The organism is Kordia sp. (assembly GCF_050633145.1).
Lineage (GTDB): Bacteria > Bacteroidota > Bacteroidia > Flavobacteriales > Flavobacteriaceae > Kordia.
Genome location: NZ_JBOEFY010000091.1, coordinates 1 through 22,171 on the forward strand (window position 1 = coordinate 1; position 22,171 = coordinate 22,171).

At 32.9% G+C, this 22,171-nt stretch carries 17 protein-coding genes and 1 pseudogene; 8 read left to right on the plus strand and 10 right to left on the minus strand.

Annotation, left to right across the window (positions count from 1 at the left end; translation table 11 throughout):
- Positions 1–1,111: hypothetical protein (locus ACRBBL_RS26735; RefSeq protein ID WP_431372172.1), on the minus strand; the 1,111-nt coding region annotated here is incomplete at its 3' end.
- A gap of 610 nt (positions 1,112–1,721) precedes the next feature.
- On the opposite strand from ACRBBL_RS26735, the gene ACRBBL_RS26740 reads away from it, so the two are divergent.
- From ACRBBL_RS26740 to ACRBBL_RS26750, 3 genes and pseudogenes are all read left to right on the plus strand, one after another.
- Positions 1,722–1,976: a hypothetical protein gene (locus ACRBBL_RS26740; protein ID WP_431372173.1), complete on the plus strand. Its 255-nt coding sequence runs from the start codon at positions 1,722–1,724 to the stop codon at positions 1,974–1,976.
- 437 nt (positions 1,977–2,413) lie between these two features.
- Positions 2,414–2,662, plus strand: a complete 249-nt coding sequence (locus ACRBBL_RS26745) for a hypothetical protein (RefSeq protein ID WP_431372174.1) — start codon at positions 2,414–2,416, stop codon at positions 2,660–2,662.
- A 298-nt stretch (positions 2,663–2,960) separates the two neighbouring features.
- Positions 2,961–3,514 (plus strand): annotated as a pseudogene (locus tag ACRBBL_RS26750) (JAB domain-containing protein).
- 37 nt (positions 3,515–3,551) lie between these two features.
- On the opposite strand, the gene ACRBBL_RS26755 reads toward ACRBBL_RS26750, so the two are convergent.
- The 6 genes from ACRBBL_RS26755 to ACRBBL_RS26780 all read right to left on the minus strand — a co-directional run bounded on the left by ACRBBL_RS26755 (position 3,552) and on the right by ACRBBL_RS26780 (position 14,093).
- On the minus strand, positions 3,552–4,556 hold the full coding sequence (locus tag ACRBBL_RS26755; RefSeq protein ID WP_431372175.1) for a hypothetical protein: 1,005 nt from the start codon (positions 4,554–4,556) through the stop codon (positions 3,552–3,554).
- A gap of 31 nt (positions 4,557–4,587) precedes the next feature.
- Positions 4,588–6,339 (minus strand): restriction system-associated AAA family ATPase, encoded by a 1,752-nt coding sequence (locus ACRBBL_RS26760; protein ID WP_431372176.1) that lies wholly within the window; start codon positions 6,337–6,339, stop codon positions 4,588–4,590.
- The gene (locus tag ACRBBL_RS26765; RefSeq protein ID WP_431372177.1) at positions 6,320–8,434 is read right to left on the minus strand and encodes a restriction endonuclease subunit S; all 2,115 of its coding nucleotides are present in this window, start codon (positions 8,432–8,434) and stop codon (positions 6,320–6,322) included. Before ACRBBL_RS26765 ends, ACRBBL_RS26760 begins: the two co-directional genes overlap by 20 nt.
- Positions 8,434–10,071, minus strand: coding sequence for an N-6 DNA methylase (locus tag ACRBBL_RS26770; protein ID WP_431372178.1), 1,638 nt, complete (start codon positions 10,069–10,071; stop codon positions 8,434–8,436). Before ACRBBL_RS26770 ends, ACRBBL_RS26765 begins: the two co-directional genes overlap by 1 nt.
- A gap of 1 nt (position 10,072) precedes the next feature.
- A complete protein-coding gene (locus ACRBBL_RS26775) occupies positions 10,073–12,862 on the minus strand; it encodes a DEAD/DEAH box helicase family protein (protein ID WP_431372179.1) in 2,790 nt (929 codons plus the stop codon).
- A gap of 460 nt (positions 12,863–13,322) precedes the next feature.
- Positions 13,323–14,093, minus strand: coding sequence for a DUF6261 family protein (locus ACRBBL_RS26780; protein ID WP_431372180.1), 771 nt, complete (start codon positions 14,091–14,093; stop codon positions 13,323–13,325).
- Between the two features lie 517 nt (positions 14,094–14,610).
- On the opposite strand from ACRBBL_RS26780, the gene ACRBBL_RS26785 reads away from it, so the two are divergent.
- Positions 14,611–14,877, plus strand: coding sequence for a hypothetical protein (locus ACRBBL_RS26785; RefSeq protein WP_431372181.1), 267 nt, complete (start codon positions 14,611–14,613; stop codon positions 14,875–14,877).
- Positions 14,878–15,022: 145 nt separating this feature from the next.
- Here the strand turns inward: ACRBBL_RS26785 and ACRBBL_RS26790 are convergent, their stop codons facing one another.
- Entirely contained in the window at positions 15,023–16,162 is a 1,140-nt protein-coding gene (locus ACRBBL_RS26790; RefSeq protein ID WP_431372182.1) for a M57 family metalloprotease, read from the minus strand.
- Positions 16,163–16,457: 295 nt separating this feature from the next.
- Here ACRBBL_RS26790 and ACRBBL_RS26795 point away from each other — a divergent pair, with 295 nt between their 5' ends.
- Together ACRBBL_RS26795 and ACRBBL_RS26800 are read left to right on the plus strand one after the other, a co-directional pair.
- Complete coding sequence (locus ACRBBL_RS26795) at positions 16,458–16,958, plus strand: hypothetical protein (RefSeq protein WP_431372183.1); 501 nt, start codon at positions 16,458–16,460, stop codon at positions 16,956–16,958.
- Positions 16,958–17,707, plus strand: coding sequence for an LVIVD repeat-containing protein (locus ACRBBL_RS26800; RefSeq protein WP_431372184.1), 750 nt, complete (start codon positions 16,958–16,960; stop codon positions 17,705–17,707). The genes ACRBBL_RS26795 and ACRBBL_RS26800 overlap by 1 nt, the downstream gene beginning before the upstream one ends.
- A 69-nt stretch (positions 17,708–17,776) precedes the next feature.
- Here ACRBBL_RS26800 and ACRBBL_RS26805 read toward each other — a convergent pair whose 3' ends face one another.
- The gene (locus ACRBBL_RS26805) at positions 17,777–17,944 is read right to left on the minus strand and encodes a hypothetical protein (RefSeq protein WP_431372185.1); all 168 of its coding nucleotides are present in this window, start codon (positions 17,942–17,944) and stop codon (positions 17,777–17,779) included.
- A gap of 483 nt (positions 17,945–18,427) precedes the next feature.
- On the opposite strand from ACRBBL_RS26805, the gene ACRBBL_RS26810 reads away from it, so the two are divergent.
- Complete coding sequence (locus ACRBBL_RS26810; RefSeq protein ID WP_431372186.1) at positions 18,428–19,495, plus strand: T9SS type A sorting domain-containing protein; 1,068 nt, start codon at positions 18,428–18,430, stop codon at positions 19,493–19,495.
- Positions 19,496–20,095: 600 nt separating this feature from the next.
- Positions 20,096–20,443: a hypothetical protein gene (locus ACRBBL_RS26815; RefSeq protein ID WP_431372187.1), complete on the plus strand. Its 348-nt coding sequence runs from the start codon at positions 20,096–20,098 to the stop codon at positions 20,441–20,443.
- A gap of 182 nt (positions 20,444–20,625) precedes the next feature.
- On the opposite strand, the gene ACRBBL_RS26820 is transcribed toward ACRBBL_RS26815, so the two are convergent.
- Positions 20,626–21,987 carry a pyridoxal-phosphate dependent enzyme gene (locus ACRBBL_RS26820; RefSeq protein WP_431372188.1) on the minus strand — a complete coding sequence of 454 codons (1,362 nt, stop codon included), beginning with the start codon at positions 21,985–21,987 and terminating at the stop codon, positions 20,626–20,628.
- Between the last annotated feature and the right edge of the window lie 184 nt (positions 21,988–22,171).

Here is a 22,171-nt window from a genome sequence, read left to right on the forward strand (position 1 = left end):
GTGTGTCTATTTCTGTTTTTAAAGGAACCACATCTACCAAGGCATGCATTTCATTATTTACTTTTAAATCTGCTGCACTTTCCTTTTTTTCTAATGCTGTATATTGTTGAAAGTGATGCAATGCTTTTTTGGAGTTTTCTGTTTGATGATACGCAAGTGCCAAAAACTCATGCAATTCTTTTTCATTCGTATCTACATCATCGGAAGCTTTCATAATAGCATAGGCTTTTTCCAAATGCTGAATAGATTCTTTATACAAATGTAGCCCGTACGCATTCTTTCCAAGGTAAAATAAAGAAGTAAGATATAGATTTTCATCTTTCCCTTTTGCATACGTTTCTACTTGTTTGGTAAGCGGAATTGACAGCTTGTATTCTCCTTTTTGATACCGAATAATGGCTTTATTCATCAATAAAGGATAGTATGCCCAAGCATATTGTTCGTCAGTGCTTTTTTGCAATCCTATATCATTATACACTGTTGCTTCCTCAGTATTTTTTAACCTTAAGTAGGTATCTGCAATATGTGTAAGTGCATGAAGTCGATAATATGCTGTATCACTAGTTTCGTTTAAAGCTTTTAAACGTTTCAATATGTCTTTATATATGCGTATGGCTTCTTCATAATCTTTATGTATTTTTTTTATCAAAGCAATATTACACAACGGCGCCATTTTATAAATAGGATTTTTCAATTTCTCTGCATATTCCTTTGCTTTTATATGTGCTTTTAGTGCTTCAGAATCTTTTCCCAATTCTGAAAGTACACTTCCTTTTAAACTAAAACATTTATAGAGAAACAATATATCGTTTAAAGGTTCTGCCTCTGTAATGGCAACCTCAACATGCGTTAGTGCAGCTTTACTCTTCCCTAATTCAAGTTCGCAATTGGCTATATAATAATTTGCTTTTGCTAACTGCTTTGCATCTCCATTTACTACTGCCAAGCTTTTTGCTTGCATTGCATATTCCAGTGCTTTAGAAGCATCTTTGTCTACATGGTTTTTATAAGATTGAATCAGCTCATCAAATGACACTTCTTTTGTTATGGTATGCTGTGCATTGGCTAAACTTAGAAAAGCAAGAAATAATACGAATACTAATTGTTTCATGAGCAGATTCTTTTTAAGAAACGAATTGTCAAAGAAGTTACGATAAATATTTTTATTAGGTGTTGGGGTCTTGGGTCTTGGGTCTTGGGTCTTGGATGTTAGGTTCGTCGCTTTGCTCTGTTTTTTGTTGTTTGTTGTTTGTTGTTTGTTGTTTGTTGCGTTACTTACTTTTCATTTTGTTTCAAAACATAAACTTATAAACTTCGTTTTTTGTGTATCTGTTTATCTGCACGTTCTTAAGAAACCTACTAATACCAAATACCCAAGACCTAATGCCTATAATGTTGTTTGTTACGTTACTTACTTTCATTTTGTTTCAAAACATAAACTTATAAACTTCGTTTTTTGTGTATCTGTTTATCTGCACGTTCTTAAGAAACCTACTAATACCTAAAACCTAACACCTAACACCCAACACCCAAGACCCAAAACCTAACACCCAAAACCAAACCCCAAAACCCCACCAACCACCTCATTCACAACACACTAAACAACTATTTTACGGTAAAACCGTAGCTTATTGTTCTATTTTATTTTTAATTTAAAAGATTGGAATCTTAATTATCCAAGAAAAGAAAACTTAATCAAACCCATTTTAAACTTCTCAATTATGAAAAAAAAGAACCTAAAAACATTGAGCCTTACCAAGTCAACAATTTCTAGTTTGAATTTACAAACTATTTCTGGTGGTACTGTTGCTATTACTGAAGCTATTCGCACCATAATTGACATAGAAAAAACAGCAACAGGTTGTTCCGAATTAATGGTCTGTGACTCTATGGCGGCTTGCCCTAAAACTGTTAGAAAAACACAATTTAAAGACACAGACACAAACCCTGCTTCGCTTTGTACAACAGATAGGTAGTTGTATCGTTGAGTTGGTCGCTTTGCTCTGTTTTCTGTTTTCTGTTGTTTGTTTTCTGTTGTTTGTTGTTTGTTGTTTGTTGTTTGTTGTTTGTTGTTTGTTGCGTTACTTACTTTTTATTTTGTTTCAAAACATAAACTTCGTTTTTCGTGTATCTGTGTACCTGTACGTTCTCAAGAAACTTACTAATACCAAACACCCAAAACCCAATACCTATTTCGTCTCAAAACGTAAACTTCATTGATGGTTAATTCGTGTATCTGTGTATCTGTACGTTCTAAAGAAACTTACTAATACCAAATACCCAATACCCAGCACCTATTTCGTTTCAAAACACAAACCACTCAACTTCGAAGTATTGTTAAATAAGGTATTCCCGTAGCAGACTGTTTTTGTTTTACATTATTTTTCAGTTATAACTATAACCTATTTATAAAATGAAAAAAAAGCAATTACACGGACTATTATTAAACAAGAAATCAATTTCAAACTTGGCTAAAGTTGGCGGAAACAACCAACAGCCAGCGCCTACGCAATATCAAGGTTGTGTAGACACCAATGCAGCTTGCGTAAGTGGACTTTGTGCTACTGGTGTACAATGTGAGTTAGATAGTTTTTTATGCACTAATTTTTGTTCTCAATTTAACTGTCAACCACACCCATCAAACATTCCTGGTGTTTGTTGATAATTAGCTATGAGTTTTTAGTTGTGTGTTTTCGGTTAAGAATCTCGAAATTGCACAACTAAAAGCTCATTACTTTTAGAGTTCGTTTGTTTATCATTCATCTTTTAATAGGATGTATTACTACGGTTTTTTGTCGATTTGTTCACACACTGAAACTACCCCAAAACCAAATACCCATTTTTAATTTAACATTTAAAATTCTACATTTAAGATTTCTAAGTATATTTGAATTATGAACGTACGATTGACCGAAGAACAGAAAAAAAGAGTCTTAAACGCGTATGATGTATACAGCGTGATGCAACAAATACTGCTACGCCAAAACAAAATTAGAAGAGCGCAAGAACATTTTTGGGTTGTAGGACTAAAAGCCGATAACACTATTCTGTTTGTAGAACTGATTTCTATTGGCGCACAAAATTATGCACACGTAAATCCGCCCGATGTGTTCCGTATGGGAATTTACAAACTTGCCGTACGTATGATACTCGTTCATAACCATCCAAGTGGAAATTTGAATATTTCTGCAAGTGATAGAGATTTACCGACCGATTGCTGAAAGTTGGAAAACTGATTAATATTGACGTCATAGACCATTTGATTATTACCGAAAGTGGCTTTACTTCTTTTAAGGATAAAGGCATTATGGATGAACTTCGCAAAAGCGGACTCTACGAAATACAAGACCGTGAGAGCGACCAAATGAAGGAAATGCAATTGCGCTATGAACGTAAGAATGCGGAGAAAGCGAAGGCTATGGAAGTGGCGCGTCGTTTAAAAGAAATGGGGATGGATACAGATTTCATTAAGAAGGCGACTGGTTTGTATGTTCGGGATATAAAGGAGGCTTAGTATTATAATTTTCGCTACAATTTATTTTTTTATTTAATCAAACATATAGTCTTGCTTCAATCTCAGCTCTTGCTAAAACGGAACCACTTAAAAAACCATCAAGAACAGGTTTTCTAATAAATGAAAGCTGTAACTTTTCATCCAGCTCAAGAGCTTTCAAACATGCAATTTTTCTGTCATTTTCTGAAAGATGAGCCAAATCACTATCATTCATATAGCTCCAATACCATCTATACCATTTATCAACTCTACCTTTTACAAAGTCTTTGTATCTATCATCTATATCATAAATTGATTTCCAAGATGCTATTTCATCATTTTTTGGCTCTGGACTCGAAAAATCTATATTCCATACTATGTCTTCTGGATTTGAATTATCAGTAATTATATTGAATGAAACTGCTAATTGTTGATGATTAAAATTAAAGGGATAAAATATATGACCTGTTGACACTGCGATTGTATCTTTCTCACCTTTAGCATCTGGCGAATTACACTCTTTACAAGACAATACAAGATTCTCAAAATTCACTGAAGAAAAAGGATATAATGCTTTAGGTAAAAAATGATCATATTGATCTCGAGTTTTTGACTCAGCCATTTTTAATTCACCAATACCACAAGTTGGACACAACGTAGTGTCGTTATTTACTCTCCTAAATTCATTAAAATGTTCTCGTAATGTGGTAGTATACTTATCTTTAAAAGCATTACCATCTAAAACTTGAGTATATAATTTGATAAAAAAATCTCGTAATATTTTCCGTAAACCACTAACAGTATTATCTAGTCGAATTGGTGAAATTGTACCATTGCAAATTTCGACAATATTATTACTATCTCTAATTTGTTGAATAATTGCAGTACGTGTCTGTTGATTTAATTTACTTAGAATATTATAAGTTTCTTTCAGTGGTTTTTTAACTATAGTTGGGTGCCTTCTTACTAAGTCATAGAAATCGGCTTCAAAAAAAGAATTTTGAAAAGGACCTGATTCAAATTCAATTGTATCAAAAAACTGCATAACATGTTTATGTAACATGATATGACAACTGATTAAAAATTTATAAGATTTAATCATTATTTTTTTTTATTTCATTCTCTTTTAAAATTAACTCTCTAAACAGCAACACTTTCTCAACCGATTCTCCTAAAATTCTTGCTTCCTCTTTTGCTTTAATAATATCTTCTGATGTATCTAAAGGCATTTCTTTAATTCTTTTAATTACTTCTAGAGATAATTTAGAAATAGATTCTTTCTTCCCAAATATTTCTTCAGTTATAATATTAACTGATGTTCCAAAAGTTCTTATCCCCTTTTCTTTAGCAGTTTTATGTACAACCTTTTTCTTCTGTTTATCAAAAATGATTACATTTTCAGGTTGACAATCCGATATAATAAATGGTGAGTGAGAAGTAATCAATAAATCTCTTCTATTATCTATACCTTTAGAGTAGTCTTGTTTTAAACAATCTCTAAGTGTCGAAATAAAATTAGAACGCCAATCTGGATTAAAGTGTGTCTCAGGTTCATCTAATAAAAACAAAGAGTTTGTATCTCTAAATAAAAGGCATAAACCTATTGAATGTATAAATTGGTATTCACCATCTGATAAAGACCTAGTATAAATAATTTCATCAATATTTTTCATCTTCAACACTACATCTTTAAATCTAAAGATGCGTTCATCATCATAAGGCAAAGGAATAACATCTTGGTTTATGTATATGTTTTTAGAATTATATACCTTTTTCTTAATCTTTTTCGGTGTTTTATAGTTATTAAGGTTTAGTAATACTTGGAAGGTTCTAAACAATTCAAAAGCATCATTTCTAAAATGGTGTTTAAATGCTTTTCTGCATTCCTTATCTACATAATAATCTAAAAACCACTCATTAGTATGAACATCATAATATGAAGTAGTACTACACGATTTTAATTTTTCTATAGAAGCACCTATTATAGAAGTCAATTCTCGTTGCGTTTTTGCTTTATCATCTTTATCTTCTACAGAAAGTGTATTTAATACATCCTTATGAACTTTTTCAAATCTATTCTGTTTTATTATGAGTCTAAAAGATTTTAGATCTTCTAAACCTATCTCATGTTTAAATGGATCTAAGGTTTCTCTTTCTCTAAGTAAATATATTGATAATAAAACTGCTTGATTATAATATTCGTCTAAATAAACAAATCGATTTTCTGGCTTGGTATAGTCAAAATCCTTTATGAGTCTAATTAAATACTCATCGTATTGAATAAAACGCATTTTAAAAAAAGGAAGGTTAATTGTTTTATTCTCACCAGAAGAATAAGCAACAATAAAATCAGGTAAAAACCCTTTAACATTCTTACGCTCTAATAATATATTTTTATCTCCAACACATGCCTCTCTATTGAGCCAAAATACTTTTGGCGCCTTTTTAGCCTCTTTAACAATTTTAATATGTGCATCGTAACCAATATCATAATCTTCGCTAAAATCTCTTCTGGAATAATCTCCTTTTACATAATAGAAATATTCTAATTCAAAAGCATCTGGGTTAGAGCTTTCTGAGAAAAAACCAACGTTATCTACTTTATCAAATGCTCCTTTCCCATCAAAACCTACAGGTTTAAAATCTAGGTAAACACATTCAATATGATAAAAAATCTCTGCTAAAACTTCTAAGATATTTGATTTTCCAGAGCCATTCCTACCTACCAAACAATAAGGCATAAAATCCCATAACTTATCCTCATTATGTGAATTAAGAAAATTAATCTCGAAGCCAGATTGTAGACTTCTAAATGGACTATTTAATTTAAGCCTTAAAAGCTTCATTGGTTAATTTTAGTTTTAATTTATTATCCGTTTTGTCAAAAAACTGTTTCATTAAAGGCTTTTTAGCTTCTAAAAATTTAAAAACAGTTTTTTTCCATGCTTCTTTATCAAAATCTTGATTTCCATAGAGATAAAAATAATTATGTATGTATTTAATTATCTCTTGAAAAGTAAACAATCTATCGGAAAATGTATCTTTTAATAGAAACTGACAATGGATATCCCAATCTGCAATTTCAAACTCAGCTTTTTCCCAAATATCTTGTAATTCCTCCGGAACTCCATAATAATCAAGAATAGTCATATTAGTGATATCTCTTTTCTCTTTTCTTAATGGCAGAGAAACCTCAATTGCCTCTTTTATTGCTTTTAACGAAATCTTATCACTAAAATCTTTTTCTTTCTCTTTACGAAATGGCCTTGGAGCCTCATTTGACTCGCCAATAAAAGGCTTTGTTTTTCCTTTTGCTGGTTTTGTTAATAAGGTTTTTGATACTTGTTCTACTTCTTCATCAACCCCATAAAGTTTAGAAGTTTCTTTTCTTTTGGTTTTGTCTCCTTTTTTAGGATTTTTTTCAGTGTCTTCACTTGGTCTTACATCCTTAATAGTTTTGATAGGTTCGATTATTAGGCTATCCTCAAGATTAGTTTCTAAATCTGGATCTGGTCTAGACTTTCCTTCTGTGACTGTATCATCAGGTAATGGAAAAGATTTATCTAACCTTTCATCCTTTTCTCTATCCAATTCTTGGATAAGTTTCACTTCCGATGCATCACCTAAATCTATCGTATCACTATCATGCTCTTCTAAAATAGTATCCATTTTCTTTTTAAAAGATTCAGAAGTTTCATTTGGATCATTAGAAAAGTATCTTGTTTCAAGCAATAACACTTTACTCAAATCCAACTCTCCCTTAAAGGCTTTTTGACTTATACTTCCATATAAGTTTTCTAGTTCTTTTAAATGAGTTTGGTAATGTTTCTTAATTCTTTCAACTTTTTCAACTATTTGCATGAATTTGTTTAAGAAACCCTTTTCAGGAATAGGAATTGGTAAAGGTTTTAGTGTTTCATTATTAATATTTGCTCTTGCTGCTTGTGGTGCTCTTGAGCGTAGAACAGGCTTCCAAAAACGAAGAATATACTCAATATACACGTTATTAATTAATTCAGTGGTTGATGTAATACCCACAATTGAATCAGTAGCATAACAATCAACACCTAATATTGCCGTTTCACCAATTGTTGCACCAACCAAGGCTATAACGATAGTTCCTTTTTTAAATTCTTTACTAACCGTTATACCTAATTCGTTCAATGTTTGCGAATAATTTAATAGAACACCATCAGCTCTATTTATATCACCTGTTTGAATAAAAGGATATTTTCCATCAAAATATTTAGGATCATTTCTAGGCCTTGGTGTGAATTTACCTCTTGAAATACTTGCTAATTTAATTAATGGTAATGTTTTTAATCCTCTTTCATTCCTAACAGGATCTCCAAACATATCCAAAAAAGTAGATTTTAATAACTCATCTAGTAAAGCAATACTTTCTTTACGTTTGTGAATTAAGTTTTCGCAATTAGATAAAACTTGGGCTATCCTTCTTTGATTTTTAATATCAGGATAAGTGATTTTAATCTTTTTTAAATGGGTAGGTCCAAAATTAAGCTGGGCACTTCCTGTTATTAAACGCTGAATTTGACTTTTAAAAATATTTGTTTTTAAAAAAAAGTAAAAGTATTTTAAATCTAATTCATTAGTACTGGGTCTAAACCTTATAGTACTTGTATTCATACATAATGGTAAATCTTCTTTTTTTGCAAATGCAATTTTACCATCAAATTTCTCAACTACAATACCAGAACTAGCAATTAACAAATCACCTTCTTCAACTAAAAAATGGCTATATTTTCCATAAGCTTCTTCTTCACTTATAAATCTATTAGTTGTTTCAAGATTGAGAACATTATTATTAATATTTCCTCCATTTAGAAGTTTTACACCATAATCTTTAAATTGATATTTTCTTACTCCAGGACCTTCTTGAAAAAAAAGTAATTCTGGTATGTATTTAGTTTTTATTTTCATTAAAAAAGTTCCTTTAATTCATTCAACCTTTCAGATATATCTTGTTCCAAACCTTTTTCCAATAACTTTCCACTATCATCAAACTTTCCTAATAATTTTTCTAAAATTACTGCTGGTTTCTCATATACTATTTCCTCAAAAACTTCTTCTTTATAGCGTGAAAAACTCAAATCATAGCGCTCTTCTTTTATTTCTTTTTTAGATACGAAAAAATATTTGGCTTTGCGGTCGTCTTTCTTTTTAGAGTTTCTACTTGTATAGTTTTTAATGATATCTTGTAAATCACCATAATCATTTCCTCCTTCTTTATTTTTCAACTTAACACGTTTATCATCAAGTGTATAGCCATCACTTTCCATATCATAAAACCAAACGTTTTTGGTTTCGCCTCCCTTGGTAAATATTAAAATAGCAGTACTTACACCAGCATAAGGCTTAAAAACACCACTTGGTATGGTAACAACCGCTTTCAATTCAGATTTTTCAATCATTAATTTTCTAGCCTCAATATATGCCTTCCCAGAACCAAACAATACACCTTGTGGTATCACAATACCAGCAGTTCCACCCTTTCTCAACATATTGTAAATACGCTCTATAAATAATAATTCTGTTTTGGTAGTTTTTAAATTTAGTTCTTCATGTATATCCCCTTTATCTACACTACCTGTAAATGGTGGGTTTGCTAAGACAACATCGTACTCACTAGTTTCGTAATAACTCTTACTTAAAGTATCTTTATAATCTATTTGCGGGCTGTCTATACCATGCATCATAAGGTTCATTAAACCCAAACGTACCATAGTTTGGTCTATATCATACCCTTGCAAACTTTTACCTAAAATTTCTTTAACGTCTTCAGTTAATAAGGCACTTCTACTACTTCGTATAAAACCATCTTCGTCGGGTTGCTGTTTATCTTTCTCTTTATCTAGTTGTGTCACCATATACTGGTAAGCCCCTAACAAGAAACCACCTGTACCACAAGCCGGATCTGCAATACGTTGCCCCAATTGTGGATTTACCAATTCTGCTAATAACTTAATGATATGCCTTGGTGTACGAAACTGCCCATTTTTTCCAGCAGATGCTATTTCATTTAACAGCATTTCATATACATCTCCTTGTATATCTTGAAAATCTTGACCGTTTTCACTGGCATCCTTTTCCATTTCTTCAAAAATATCATCGATGCATTTTACAGCTTCTAATAATAATGAAGGTTTAGGAATAATAAATACGGCATTCGCCATGTGCTTTACAAATGGAGACTCTTCTGTATCCAATTGTTTGATAAATGGAAACACATAACGCTGTACATGTTGCAACATGTCATCAGCAGGCAAACGTTTAAAGGCACTCCAACGTAGTTTTTGCTTGTCTATTCCGTTTTGCTTTCTTTCTTGGTCCTGTTTGTTGATATAAAACATACCTTCAAACTTTGACATGAAATTATCTCCTGTAAATTCTGCATCAGATTCGTTTTTTAAATCATTCTCGTCTAGCTTCTTCATAAAAAGCAAATAGGTAATTTGCTCTATTGCTGTAAGTGGGTTTGAGATACCACCAGACCAGAATTTATTCCAAAGTTCATTTATTTTTGATGCAATCTGTGGATTGCTATTAATTAAGCTCATATTAGGCTACAAATTTCTCGGTTAATATTAGTATGTCTTTTATTTCTTTAGGTGAAAAAACACCTCTAATTCCTTTTGGATGTATAATAGTAAAAGGCGCTTGTATTAAGTCACGTTTCTCTATGGTTCCGCGCTCAATTATATAATTCTTTAATAGATTTAAAAACTCAATTTGTCTGGTAGACAAATAGGTGTGATCCGTAATAAACTCGTTTACAGCCTTGCTCACTTGGTCATCAAAACGTTCTAAAATTTCAATGCCCAAAATATGCTTTATAAACTGAATAAACTTCGCATTTTGATGATTGTACACTTTGCGTAACAAGCTTTCTGTGATATGAGGATCTGTTTCATATAGTTCTTCTGCTAATGTTTGTGCCTCGTCTTCAGTTATCATTTTCCCTTCTTTCAATTTTTGTAAAATTGGATTGTGTTTGGTGAGTGCCGCAACTTTAGCCTCTACCATTTCTTTATATTTAGTGATACTTACGGCTTCGTTTTGTGGTCCAAATTCGACCATTTCTTTCGTTTTTAAAACATCCTGTAAATTTAATTTAATTGTGCCTTGTTTTACACTAGTTGGTTCTCTAAAATGAATTAATGGCAAAATAATTTCTGACAATTCATCAAAACCCTCATCATCAATTACTTTCCAGAAATGATTACTCACTACTTTTTGTATATAACTTTTATATTTAGCTACACTATTTATAGTTAAAGGCAATTCGCTAACAATAGTGATAATGTTTTCTTTTAAAACATCAAACCGTTCTGTTTCTTCCGCTAAATGTGAAATAGAGATTTCTAAAACATCTTTTTGAAAACGCATGGCTTTAAAATCAGCTTGCGAAACGGTTCTAAATAAGGGCTTTATTGCTTGTCTTAAAAAATCGATACTCTTGTGATTTAAGTTTTTCCAAAACGCGTCAGATTCAACAATTGCTATATCTGCCTTAACATCTTGTATCACTACCGATTTCTTTGGTAATTCTAAAATCTGTTCTCTAAGTTTATGTATTTCCTTTACCGCAATATCACGCTTGTCCAGTTCTAATGCCAATTCAATTTTATCTAATCGCAATCCAAAAAAACGAACAGGAAGTGGTATCTGTGCTTTTAGTTCTTTTCCTTTTGGATTCAGTTTAAAATACTCAAAGTTATCCCAACAATCTAATATTAAAAACGTGTCTTTTTCTGGACACCAAGGCTTTATTTTGGTAGGTTCTAGCAAACGTGTGCCTCTACCTATCATCTGCCAGAATTTAGTGTAGGAATACACAGGCTTAGCAAAAACAAGATTTACCAATTCTCTAACATCAATTCCAGTATCTAACATATCTACACTAATGGCAACTCTTGGCATATCATTATTAGTAAATTGATGGAGCAAACCGCCTTTACCATATACTTTAGGATCATCAGACACCATTACTTTTGCCAATTCTCCTGTATATTCTGGATATAGTGCATCAAATATTTTTTCCATGCGCCTCGCATGTGCTATGGTTGAACAGAAGAATATGGTTTTACCAGGAAGTACACCATTTGGGTCTTTAATGCTTTCTTCCATAAACTCTTTAACAATGGTAACATTTGTGCCTTTGTTTACTACCGCTTTTTCTAACTCTGTCCCTTCAAAATTTATTTCTGCAACTTCTTTTCCTTCTAAGATAAGTTTCTTTTGATCTTCTAAACTTATGGTTCGTTTACTAATTCCTTCTTCTTGAAACTTTGTTTGAATTTTCATTACCTGAAAATTGCATAAGTAAGGAGGTATATTGTTTACAGCCTCTTCATATGAATAAGCAAAAGATGGCAAACCATCTTCGCATTCAAACAACTTAAATGTATTATGATCTATTACATCTGTTGGAGTTGCTGTTAAACCTAAAGTAATATTATTAAAATAATCTAGCACTTCTCGATATGTATTGTAAATAGAACGGTGACTTTCATCAACTATAATTAAATCGAAAAAGTGAGGTGACAACGTATTTATTTCATCTCTTACAATATTTAACATTGTAGGATATGTAGAAATATAAATACGTCTATCTGTTGCAATATCTTTCTCGCCTACTTTAGGCCAACGAGGTTCGTTAGGTAAATGCTCTTTAAAAGCATCTAGTGCTTGGGTTCTTAGTGCAATTCTATCTACTAAAAATAACACTCGTTCTACCCAACCAGCTCGCATTAAAGCATCAACTAAAGCAATAGATGTTCTTGTTTTACCAGTTCCAGTAGCCATGACTAAAAGAAACTTTTGATGCTTCTTTTCAATGCCTTCCATAACGGAACGAATAGCTTGTATTTGATAATCACGACCAGCTACTTCGGTATTAATTAACTCAGTTGCTAGGGGTTTTTTATTGGTTCTAATATGTAAATAACGTTCTAAATCGTCTCGTTTTGGAAAGCCTATTACTTTCTTGGGAGGATAGTTTCCTAAATCCCAAAAGTAAATATCATGCCCATTGGTATAAAAACAGAATGGCAATTCACCTCCAGATTCATTTTGGATATTCAAGCAATATTGTTTTGCTTGTTCTCTACCTAATTCTGCATCTACTGATGTTTTCTTGGCTTCAACTACTGCTAAAGCTTTTCCGTTTTTACCTAATAGAACATAATCACTAAATTGAGTAGTGTTGTATTTAGAATCAGGTTCATTCACAGATGAATCTACACTTATATTATATTCAATAACTACTTGAGATTGGTCATTAATATTCCAACCAGCTTCTAAAAGTTGGTTATCTATTAATTGTTTTCGGGTAGTTGCTTCGTTCATTTATTTTGGTGTAGTGTATTAAAACATGTAATCTTTTGAGTTTTTTATATAGAATTAAAATCTATAGGCAACCTAAAACAAATTCTTACATTCTCAAATATAGAAAAACAATTGCTGTTTTCCTTATTGTAACATAGAATAACGCAATACTAAATATTATAAATAAATTAGAGTTACGGGAACCCGTAAAATAAAAACCACCCAAACAGCTTCTAAAAACTATTCAGGTGGTTTTACACTTCAAACTATGATACGTCTTTGCGACCTCGTGCTTGATGCGAGGGTGGCAATCTGTTGCTTTAAAGAACAAAAGTGTTATTCGATAGGCAGATTACTTTGTCGCTATTGCTTCTCGTAATGACGTATCAAAATAAAAAGATTACTTCGTCGCTATCACTTCTTATTATGATGTTTCAAAAGAAACAGACTGCCATGTCGTTGTACTCCTCGCAGTGATGCATCATACATCACCAGCATCCGTTGAAGTATCTTCCGAAGTAATATCTTCTTCCGAACTCTCTTCCGTTGTCCCCGAACTCAATCGAAGACCAACCGTTTGGTTATACTGCTTTGCCAATACGCCAAATTCATTTACCAATTCTTGGTGTACCACATTGCTTCCTAGTGTGGCATGTGCTTCTACATGTGCCGTTAACTCACGATAGGCATTGGTAGTGACTTCGCGTACGGAAGTAAAACTTGTAGCAGGATTGGCTGCCGATTCTGAAATACGCGCCAAGTACCGATCGTTAAACGCTTCGTTTGCCGTTTTTAATTCTGCAATCCAATTGGCAAGTCCTGTAGTTGTGATGGCATTGACCAAATCGGTTTCGGTTTCCCAATCGGATAACATACTATCAATAACGGCAGTTTCTGCTTGGTAATTCATTCGTGGAATGTTGGTACCGTAGTTATTCAAATTAAACAACAAACTACGTGCAGCCGATTGCATGCGTTCGTCATAATGATAATTGTAAGCTTCTAAATTGGCTTTAATTCCCATAAACGCTTTGTCGCGTCGTGTGTCTAAATCAATTAACTCTTGGGTAATGCCACTACTCTGCTCCTGCTGAAACAAATTGTCCATCTGACTTGTCAATGTGGCAAGAGCATCACGTTGTGTCGTTAATTGTAAAACGTCAACATCATTTGCGTTGACTAGTTCTAATACATCTTTCATGTATTGTAAAAATTCGCTGTTTCTGTAGCGTGAAAATACGGGGATCTCCATAATGTACTGATTTTAAAAGATTAATAATTTTCTTGTCAATTTTTAATGTTTCATTGCATTATTCGCAATAAAAAGCCGTTTGAAAGCTTCTCGCAGCAATGCAACAAGCTTTCCAACGTATTCGAAATCGTCTCGCAGACGTGCAGGAAGCTTTCCGACGTGTTTGAAACGTTCTCGCAGACCTGCAGGGAGCTTTCAAATGTGTTGAAATTGATCTCGCAGACCTGCAACAGACTTTTCAACGAATTTGAAAACGTCTCGCAAGCATGCAACAGGCTACCTTTTGCTTTGAAAAGCATAAAACATTTTTGTTTGACAGTATGAATCTCTGAAAAAAATCAATCCAACCCCGAAATTACTTCGTGAGCGTTAAATATTTTGTGTAAGCGTTAATTTTAGTGGGTGACGGACTGCGATTTTAACAATTAAGTATCAAGAAAAAATGCAAAGACATCTTTTGGGGTAACATTTTCTAATACGAGTAACTGTTATATATAATCCATTAAAACTAGAAAATATGAAAAAGAGAAGTCTGAAATCATTGCACCTCAACAAGAGAACTGTTTCCAACTTTAAACACCACAATATTCGCGGCGGTTATGCTTCCGACAACCTTAATGGTAGTTGCACAGGCGGCGGAAGTACAGCGCCATTACCAACTAAAACCTGTGAATGGCCTACAGAAAAATGTACCGATGGCTTTGTATGTTCTTCCGCAATTTGTATTGCAAAATCAGAAGATGCTATTATTTGTTTCTCAATTAGAGCAAGTAATGAGTGTTAAAACACAATTATCTTATAGAAAACATCTGTACAATACCTAATTACGGCATGTTTTTTAGTAAACCAATTTATCAGTTTATAACCATGAAAAAAGCCCAGCTAGTTTTTAGTTGGGCTTTTGTATTTTAAACACTTTAGAATTGGTGCTATAGTATGGAACTTGCCAATCTGATTTCAAGATTTTCATACGTACAGGTTTCCCCTTGGTATGGCGAACATTCTTCTTCTTCATCATCAATATAATAGCGATTGCTTCCTGCTGTTAAGGTACGATTTCGATTGTAGTAATACGTACCCGAAGTATGATTGTATTCTTGCACATTAATACGATAGCTAACGTTTACATTTCTGTTTAAGGTTGCGGATGTAGTATAGCTTCCGTTCGTAAAAACATCTACAAAAACATTGTCTACAACATATATTTCGCCATAATCGTATTCGTCAATTTCGTTCACAACATCCATACGCAAAGCACGTGGAAACAAAGCTCTAAAAGCTACTAGATCGCCACCAGTAAAAGGAGTTCCTCCATTAATGGTATGCCACATAATTGATCCTGTATCGTTGGCACTGGTTCCCGGAATGTTTACCGCACTACGCTCTCTGTTTGCTTGCCAATCGGTATGACGTAAGCCTACACAATGTCCTAGCTCATGTATGATGGTGTTTCTGCGGATATTTGCACCAAAATCAGCCAAACGATCTACATTTAGTGTTACGGTGTTAAATGCACGTCCGTTAGACGGGAAACCAGCGCGACCTAGTACGTTGTTTGGTTCTACACCAAAATCGCTACGAATGGTTATTTGTGCTTGGTTGGCATTGAATACACGTACAAAAAACAATGCACAATTGTTAATTCCGTTGAGTTCATTAATAGCATTTACAGATTGTGTTTGTAAATCGGTACCGATAGAGTTGTCTAAAAACACATTGATACGCATTCTATCTAAAGACACGGTTTTTCCTGTATTAAATGCCTGTTTTACATCAATATCGCCTGTAGCAGTTAGGTCGTAATCGTTGATGTCTTTACTATATAATAAATCTGGCGGCGCAAGAAAATGATCTTCTGTTTCGTAGATGGTTCCTTTTTCATATCCACGCTTGTACAATAGTTGCACAACAGGATGATTGTCTGATGCAAGCCATTTGGCATCGACACGGTCGTTTATAATCTCAGTTGCTTCTTGGTCTAGCAACTCATCTGTATCGTGCTGGCAGCTTATAAAAATGCTTAAACCCAGTAACAATACAAATAATTTGTAATTGAAAACTTTTTTCATGATTTGTGGTTTTTGGTTTGTAAATATGTAACTGTATTACTTCCTCTAAGTTATAACACAAACCAACTAATATGCTACGGAAACACCATAGTTAAGCTATTAGAAAGCATTCGAATTTGCTAGTAAAAATTACGTATGAACGCCTGTAAATATTAACAGTAACATCATGTTTTGGTAAACATACGTTCATAAGAATGTGAGCTGCTTTTCTGCCTCAATTTTATAAATAAGTTAATTTAGACTAAATCTACGCAACCTTATTCGTTTTTTTGTATCTAGTACAAAAACAACCATTATGAAAAACAAATTATTCACACTTATTCTCTGTTTGAGTCTTATTTCTTGTTGGTACACAGATGATGACGGAGGCGACCCAGGTTTTACGACTTCGTATAGCCCTCTTATCCTTTCGCGAGCCGATTTGGAAAGCTCAATAACGCTGCAAGAAGCACGTCCAATTGAAGAAACAGGAAAAATTTATGTAATCGGCAATTATTTATTTGTGAACGAACCGTATGTTGGTTTTCACATCATCAACAATACAAATCCTTCAAGCCCTGTGGTGGAAAAGTTTTTAACGACACCTGGCGTGACCGATATTATTTTTAAAGGCGAATCTTTTTATATAAATCAAGCTGTCGATTTGGTAGCATTAAAGTTTACGGATGCATTGACAAATGTTACCGAGACAAAACGTGTAAAAAATGTATTTCCTGTAATAAATTCTCCTGATGGATATCATCCTAATTTAGGAGCAGATGAAATTGTTGTTGACTGGAATTTAAACCTAAACTAATGAGAAAGATTATATATATATTTTTAGGAAGCCTTGCAATGTTATTTGTAGGCTGTAATGCAGATAGTGTTAACTCAGACACAGGCTCTTTTGCGGGTGAATCGGGACAATCGGGATCGTTAGCTCGGTTTACCATTTTAGACAATCACCTATACACGGTCGATTTTCAGAATTTGAATGTGTTTGATATTCATGATAGAGAGAATCCTGTATTGGTCAACTCAGTAAATGTTGGGTTTAATATAGAAACTTTATTTTCTTATAAGTCGTTTTTGTACATAGGTTCTAGAAACGGTATGTTTATTTATGATGCTAATAATTTTGAAACACCTCAATTACTTTCTGCAGTAGAACATTTTACTGCCTGCGATCCTGTAATTGCCACAGCTACACATGCTTTTGTAACGCTTAAAGGCGGAAATCAATGTGGTATGAATTTGAATTTATTGGAAGTGTATGATGTAACCGATGTAACGAATCCGATTTTGATTTCGCAACGAAATTTAGCTGGACCAATTGGAATGGGCTTTTATGGAGATTATTTATTTGTGTGTGATGATGAAGTAAAGATATTTGATATTTCCGATCCAGAAAACATGAACTTAGTACACGCCATTAATATTGAAAGTTTTGATGTAATTATTCAGAATGATTTACTGATTTTGGTAGGCGAACAAGGTGTGTATCAATACGCATTAGACGCAAACGATATACAAAATGAAACGATGTTGAGCACGATTGCTTTATAATACGTTGCAACACGACATAAGAAATCAAAAAAAAAAGAGGAGCTTAAAACTCCTCTTTTTAGCTGAAAATTATTTAGTGTCTCCACATCCAGCCCATGTTTCGCAGAATCCCCATGTTTCACAGAATCCCCATGTGTCGCAAAATAAATCAGTTCTTTCTGCTCCTCCTTTTACTTCTTTAAAGTTAGAAACTAATTTCTTGTTCAATTTTAATGATTTTAAATCTCTTTTTTTCATAATAAATGATTTTATGTTAATAATTGAATCTAAGCTAGTTGAATCTTCATTATCATGAAAACAAAGCTTGTCGTGATTTATAAATACAGAACAAATAACACATTCATTATCAGTAATTAATAATTATTTATAAGCTATAACCCCAGAAATAAAGACATTTAATATCTACAATTTTGAAAACATGAACTTAGTACACACTATCATAATTGAAAGTTTTAATTACTCAGTATAATGTATTGGTTTTAGTAGACAAACGGGAAATCAGTAAGATTGATGCTACTATAAATTAAGGGTAACAAGGCAAACTTTGGTTCCTTTTATTCATACTTTAAAAAGTCGTCAATATGCAAGTCTAATCATTTATGTGTCAGAAAAATACACTATTCAACTAGCGTTCATGATTTATAAATTTAGAATAACATCTTTTTTTATTCGCCAAAATTCAAGGTAACTTTTAGGTAACAAACATTAAAACCAAGTACCATGAAAAAAAACTACACTTGCATCTGCATGGCTGTATGCCTACTGATGTGCTTCACAATTTCTGCACAAGAAGTTGTTGATGTTGCCAATACAGGACTTCTAAATCCAATTGGCATTGCTAAGAAAGACAACGATCTTTTTATTAGTTCAGTCGGAAACGCTTCTATACAAAAAAAAGACCTTACCGACACTTCGACCACTGCAACTACGCAGTATTTACAACCTGTAAATTTTCCTACGTTTATAGCCTTTCACGGAAATGATTTATACATTCCGCTACTTGGCGCTAACGACAGTAAAGTTGTAAAAGTAGATGTCACTGACCCGCATGATTTGTTAATAGATGTAGTGACCAACATTACAACACCAATGGGTTTAGCATTTCGTAATGATGAATTATATATTTCATTACGACAAGGAGCAAAAGTCATTAAAGTTGATGTTACACAAAGCAATCCAACACCTGTAGATGTTGTTACACTCATACCTGGCGGACTTGTAAATGGAATTGCTTTTCGCGGAGACGAATTATTCATTACGCACGGAACCAGCATTTCTAAAGTGAATGTTACGGATAGTAATCCTGTGTTAACGCCTGTGTTGACACTTGAAGACGGAATTTCGCATGTAGCATTTCATAATGATTACTTGTATTTTACACAACCATCAATTAATACGGTGGCAAGAATTGATATTTCACAAAATATATTTGTTGTCGATAATTTTTTGACACTTGATAATGATCCGTGGGGAATGTTGGTTGATGGAAATGATTTATATATTGCCGAACAAGCAGGAGCCAGAGTTGTACGCTTTGATTTAAGCACATTAGGAGTTGATGAAGCTTCTAAACGTACATTTACCTATTATCCAAACCCAACGAAAGACTTTTTGCATATTGCTGGTTTGGAAAACAATACGCCTTTTACTTTAACAGATGTACACGGAAAAGAAATTATAAAAGGAAAGTTAGCCGCGACAGATAAGCTAGATTTAAGCACTATAGCCAATGGCATATACTTTTTACGATTAAATACCTATGAAGTAAAGAAGATTATAAAATATTAATTTCTATCACTAAAGAGGCATCCTAAAATGTATAATTCAGTTTTAGGATGCTTCTTTATTTTTATGAATAAGATCACGATTCTGACAAAGAATTCCTTAAAAAAAGCCATTCATCTTCCTTTCTTTGCAGTTAATCCGGAATTTTATTACAACATTCTCAAAAAAAAGTTGTTAATTTGTCAGAGTAATAAATGAAGAGCGGAATTTTAGAATTCCAAATTTCAATAAAATATTGATTGTACACAGAAAAACATCTTTCCCCTAAGCCAATTATTTCTGTTGTCTCATATTTTATTAGAAGTACGTTGTAATTTTTAGTCCTAAATAATAAATGAACTTATTAAAAACCTAAAAAAAACTCCGTAAAGGCTAATTTTTAAAAATTTGATTGTTGTCTTATAAAAACATTGTAATTGTTTTTATAAAATATACTATGATTTTTAGTCATTTTAATAGCATGTGCTTACTACCATTTTGCAAAAAAAGTCATGCTCACAAATATGTTTTATAAAATAAAATGGCTAAACCCATGATTTTTTAAGAAATTAAAAGTCAGGTGTTAAGAATTAATTTTGTGGGTTTTTTATACACTTTTAAATTGTGAAAATAAAATATACTTTAGTATTGATTTTCTTATATAGTTGCAGTCTGTTGGCAGTAAATTCGTCTTACACCGATGGAAATGTAATTAATCTAAACACAATCATTGCTACAGAACCTGGAAATGAACCTCTATTTGATCCTCCTAGAGCAGTTGCCGATGATAGTGGTGTGGTAGGTAGTGCTAGCGTAGCAGGTGGCGAAGACGAAACACTTGATTCTGTTTTAGGCTACTTTATCTTTATTTTCTTTTCTGTATTGGTAATTATTCTAATAGATAATAGAAACCTAGAAAAACGCTATAAAAAACTGGTCGCAGATTTTAAAACGAAAGATCCTATATCATAAAAAATATACATAAATATAAAAAGTCGAATACAAACGTATTCGACTTTTTTTGTTTAGATCGCTGCGCTCTTAGACAGTTTCATACAATAGTTAAGTTGTGTTTAAAACTTTATTTTCAAATTGACAAATCATCAAATTAACAAATTGAATTAAACGCGCTTTATTTTTATATTTAGTATTCTTTACCCAATACCTTTAATGATATCATATTTGGTAATGATGTGATGCTTATCATTCCCTAAATCGACCAAAACAGCTTGATTGTCTTTGGTTATCAGTTTAGAAATATCATCAATAGAACTATTTTTATGTACTACAGGAAACGGCTTTTGCATAATATCTGCAATGTATGTATCTGCAATGTCCTTGTTTTCCATGTATTGTGCAAACAACGATGTTTCATCAATTGAACCTACAAAACCTTCAGTGTCTACCACAGGAATTTGCGAGATTTTAAACTTACGCATACGCTCAATAGCATGCGAAACCAATTCGCCCGTTTTTACAGTTACTAATGGTTTGTCATGATGTTCTGTGATTAAATCGGCAGCAGTCGAAACTTCTTCATCCAAAAATCCGCGTTCGCGCATCCAATCATCATTAAACATTTTTCCAACATATCTACTTCCGTGATCGTGAAACAACACTACTACAACATCGTCTTTGGTAAAGTGTTCTTTTAATTGCAATACTCCTTTTATGGCAGATCCGGCAGAGTTTCCTAAAAACATACCTTCTTCCTTTGCCAAACGCTGTGTGTATACAGCAGCATCTTTATCGGTTACTTTCGTAAATCCATCAATAATATCGAAGTCTACATTTTTAGGTAAAATATCTTCTCCAATTCCTTCTGTGATATACGAGTAAATTTCGTTTTCATCAAAAATACCTGTTTCATGATATTTTTTAAACACAGAACCATAAGTATCAACTCCCCAAACTTTAATATTCGGATTTTGTTCTTTTAAGTATTTTCCAACACCCGAAACAGTTCCTCCTGTTCCTACTCCAACAATAAAATGCGTGATTTTTCCATCGGTTTGTTTCCATATTTCAGGACCTGTGCTTTCATAATGCGCTCTTGCATTACTAGGATTGTCATATTGGTTTACGTACCAAGCATTTGGAGTTTCTTCTCCCAAACGTTTCGATACTGAATAATATGAACGTGGATCGTCTGGCTCAACCGCAGTAGGACAGACAATAACTTCTGCTCCAACGGCACGTAAAATATCAATCTTTTCTTTCGATTGTTTATCAGCCATTACACAAATTAGCTTATATCCTTTTACAATGGCAGCCAATGCTAAACCCATTCCTGTGTTTCCAGAAGTTCCTTCAATAATAGTTCCTCCAGGCTGCAAACGACCGTCAGCTTCTGCATCTTCAATCATTTTTAACGCCATTCTGTCTTTTACAGAATTTCCAGGGTTGAATGTTTCATATTTCGCCAATACCAATGCTTCAACGTCTTTTACTAAAGCATTCATTTTAACTAACGGAGTATTTCCAATAGTACCTAATATATTTTCTGCGTATTCCATTCTTATGTTTTGAAAGGACAAAGATACAAAGTCTGTACATATATTATAATATTAAATCTTAAAAGTCTATTAAATTAATAGGCTAATAAAACTTACGAAACTTTCTTGTATCATTTTTACATAAAGTGTTCTAGTCATCTTTTAATTATTTGATAACTATATAGTATATTAGAAGCATAATTTT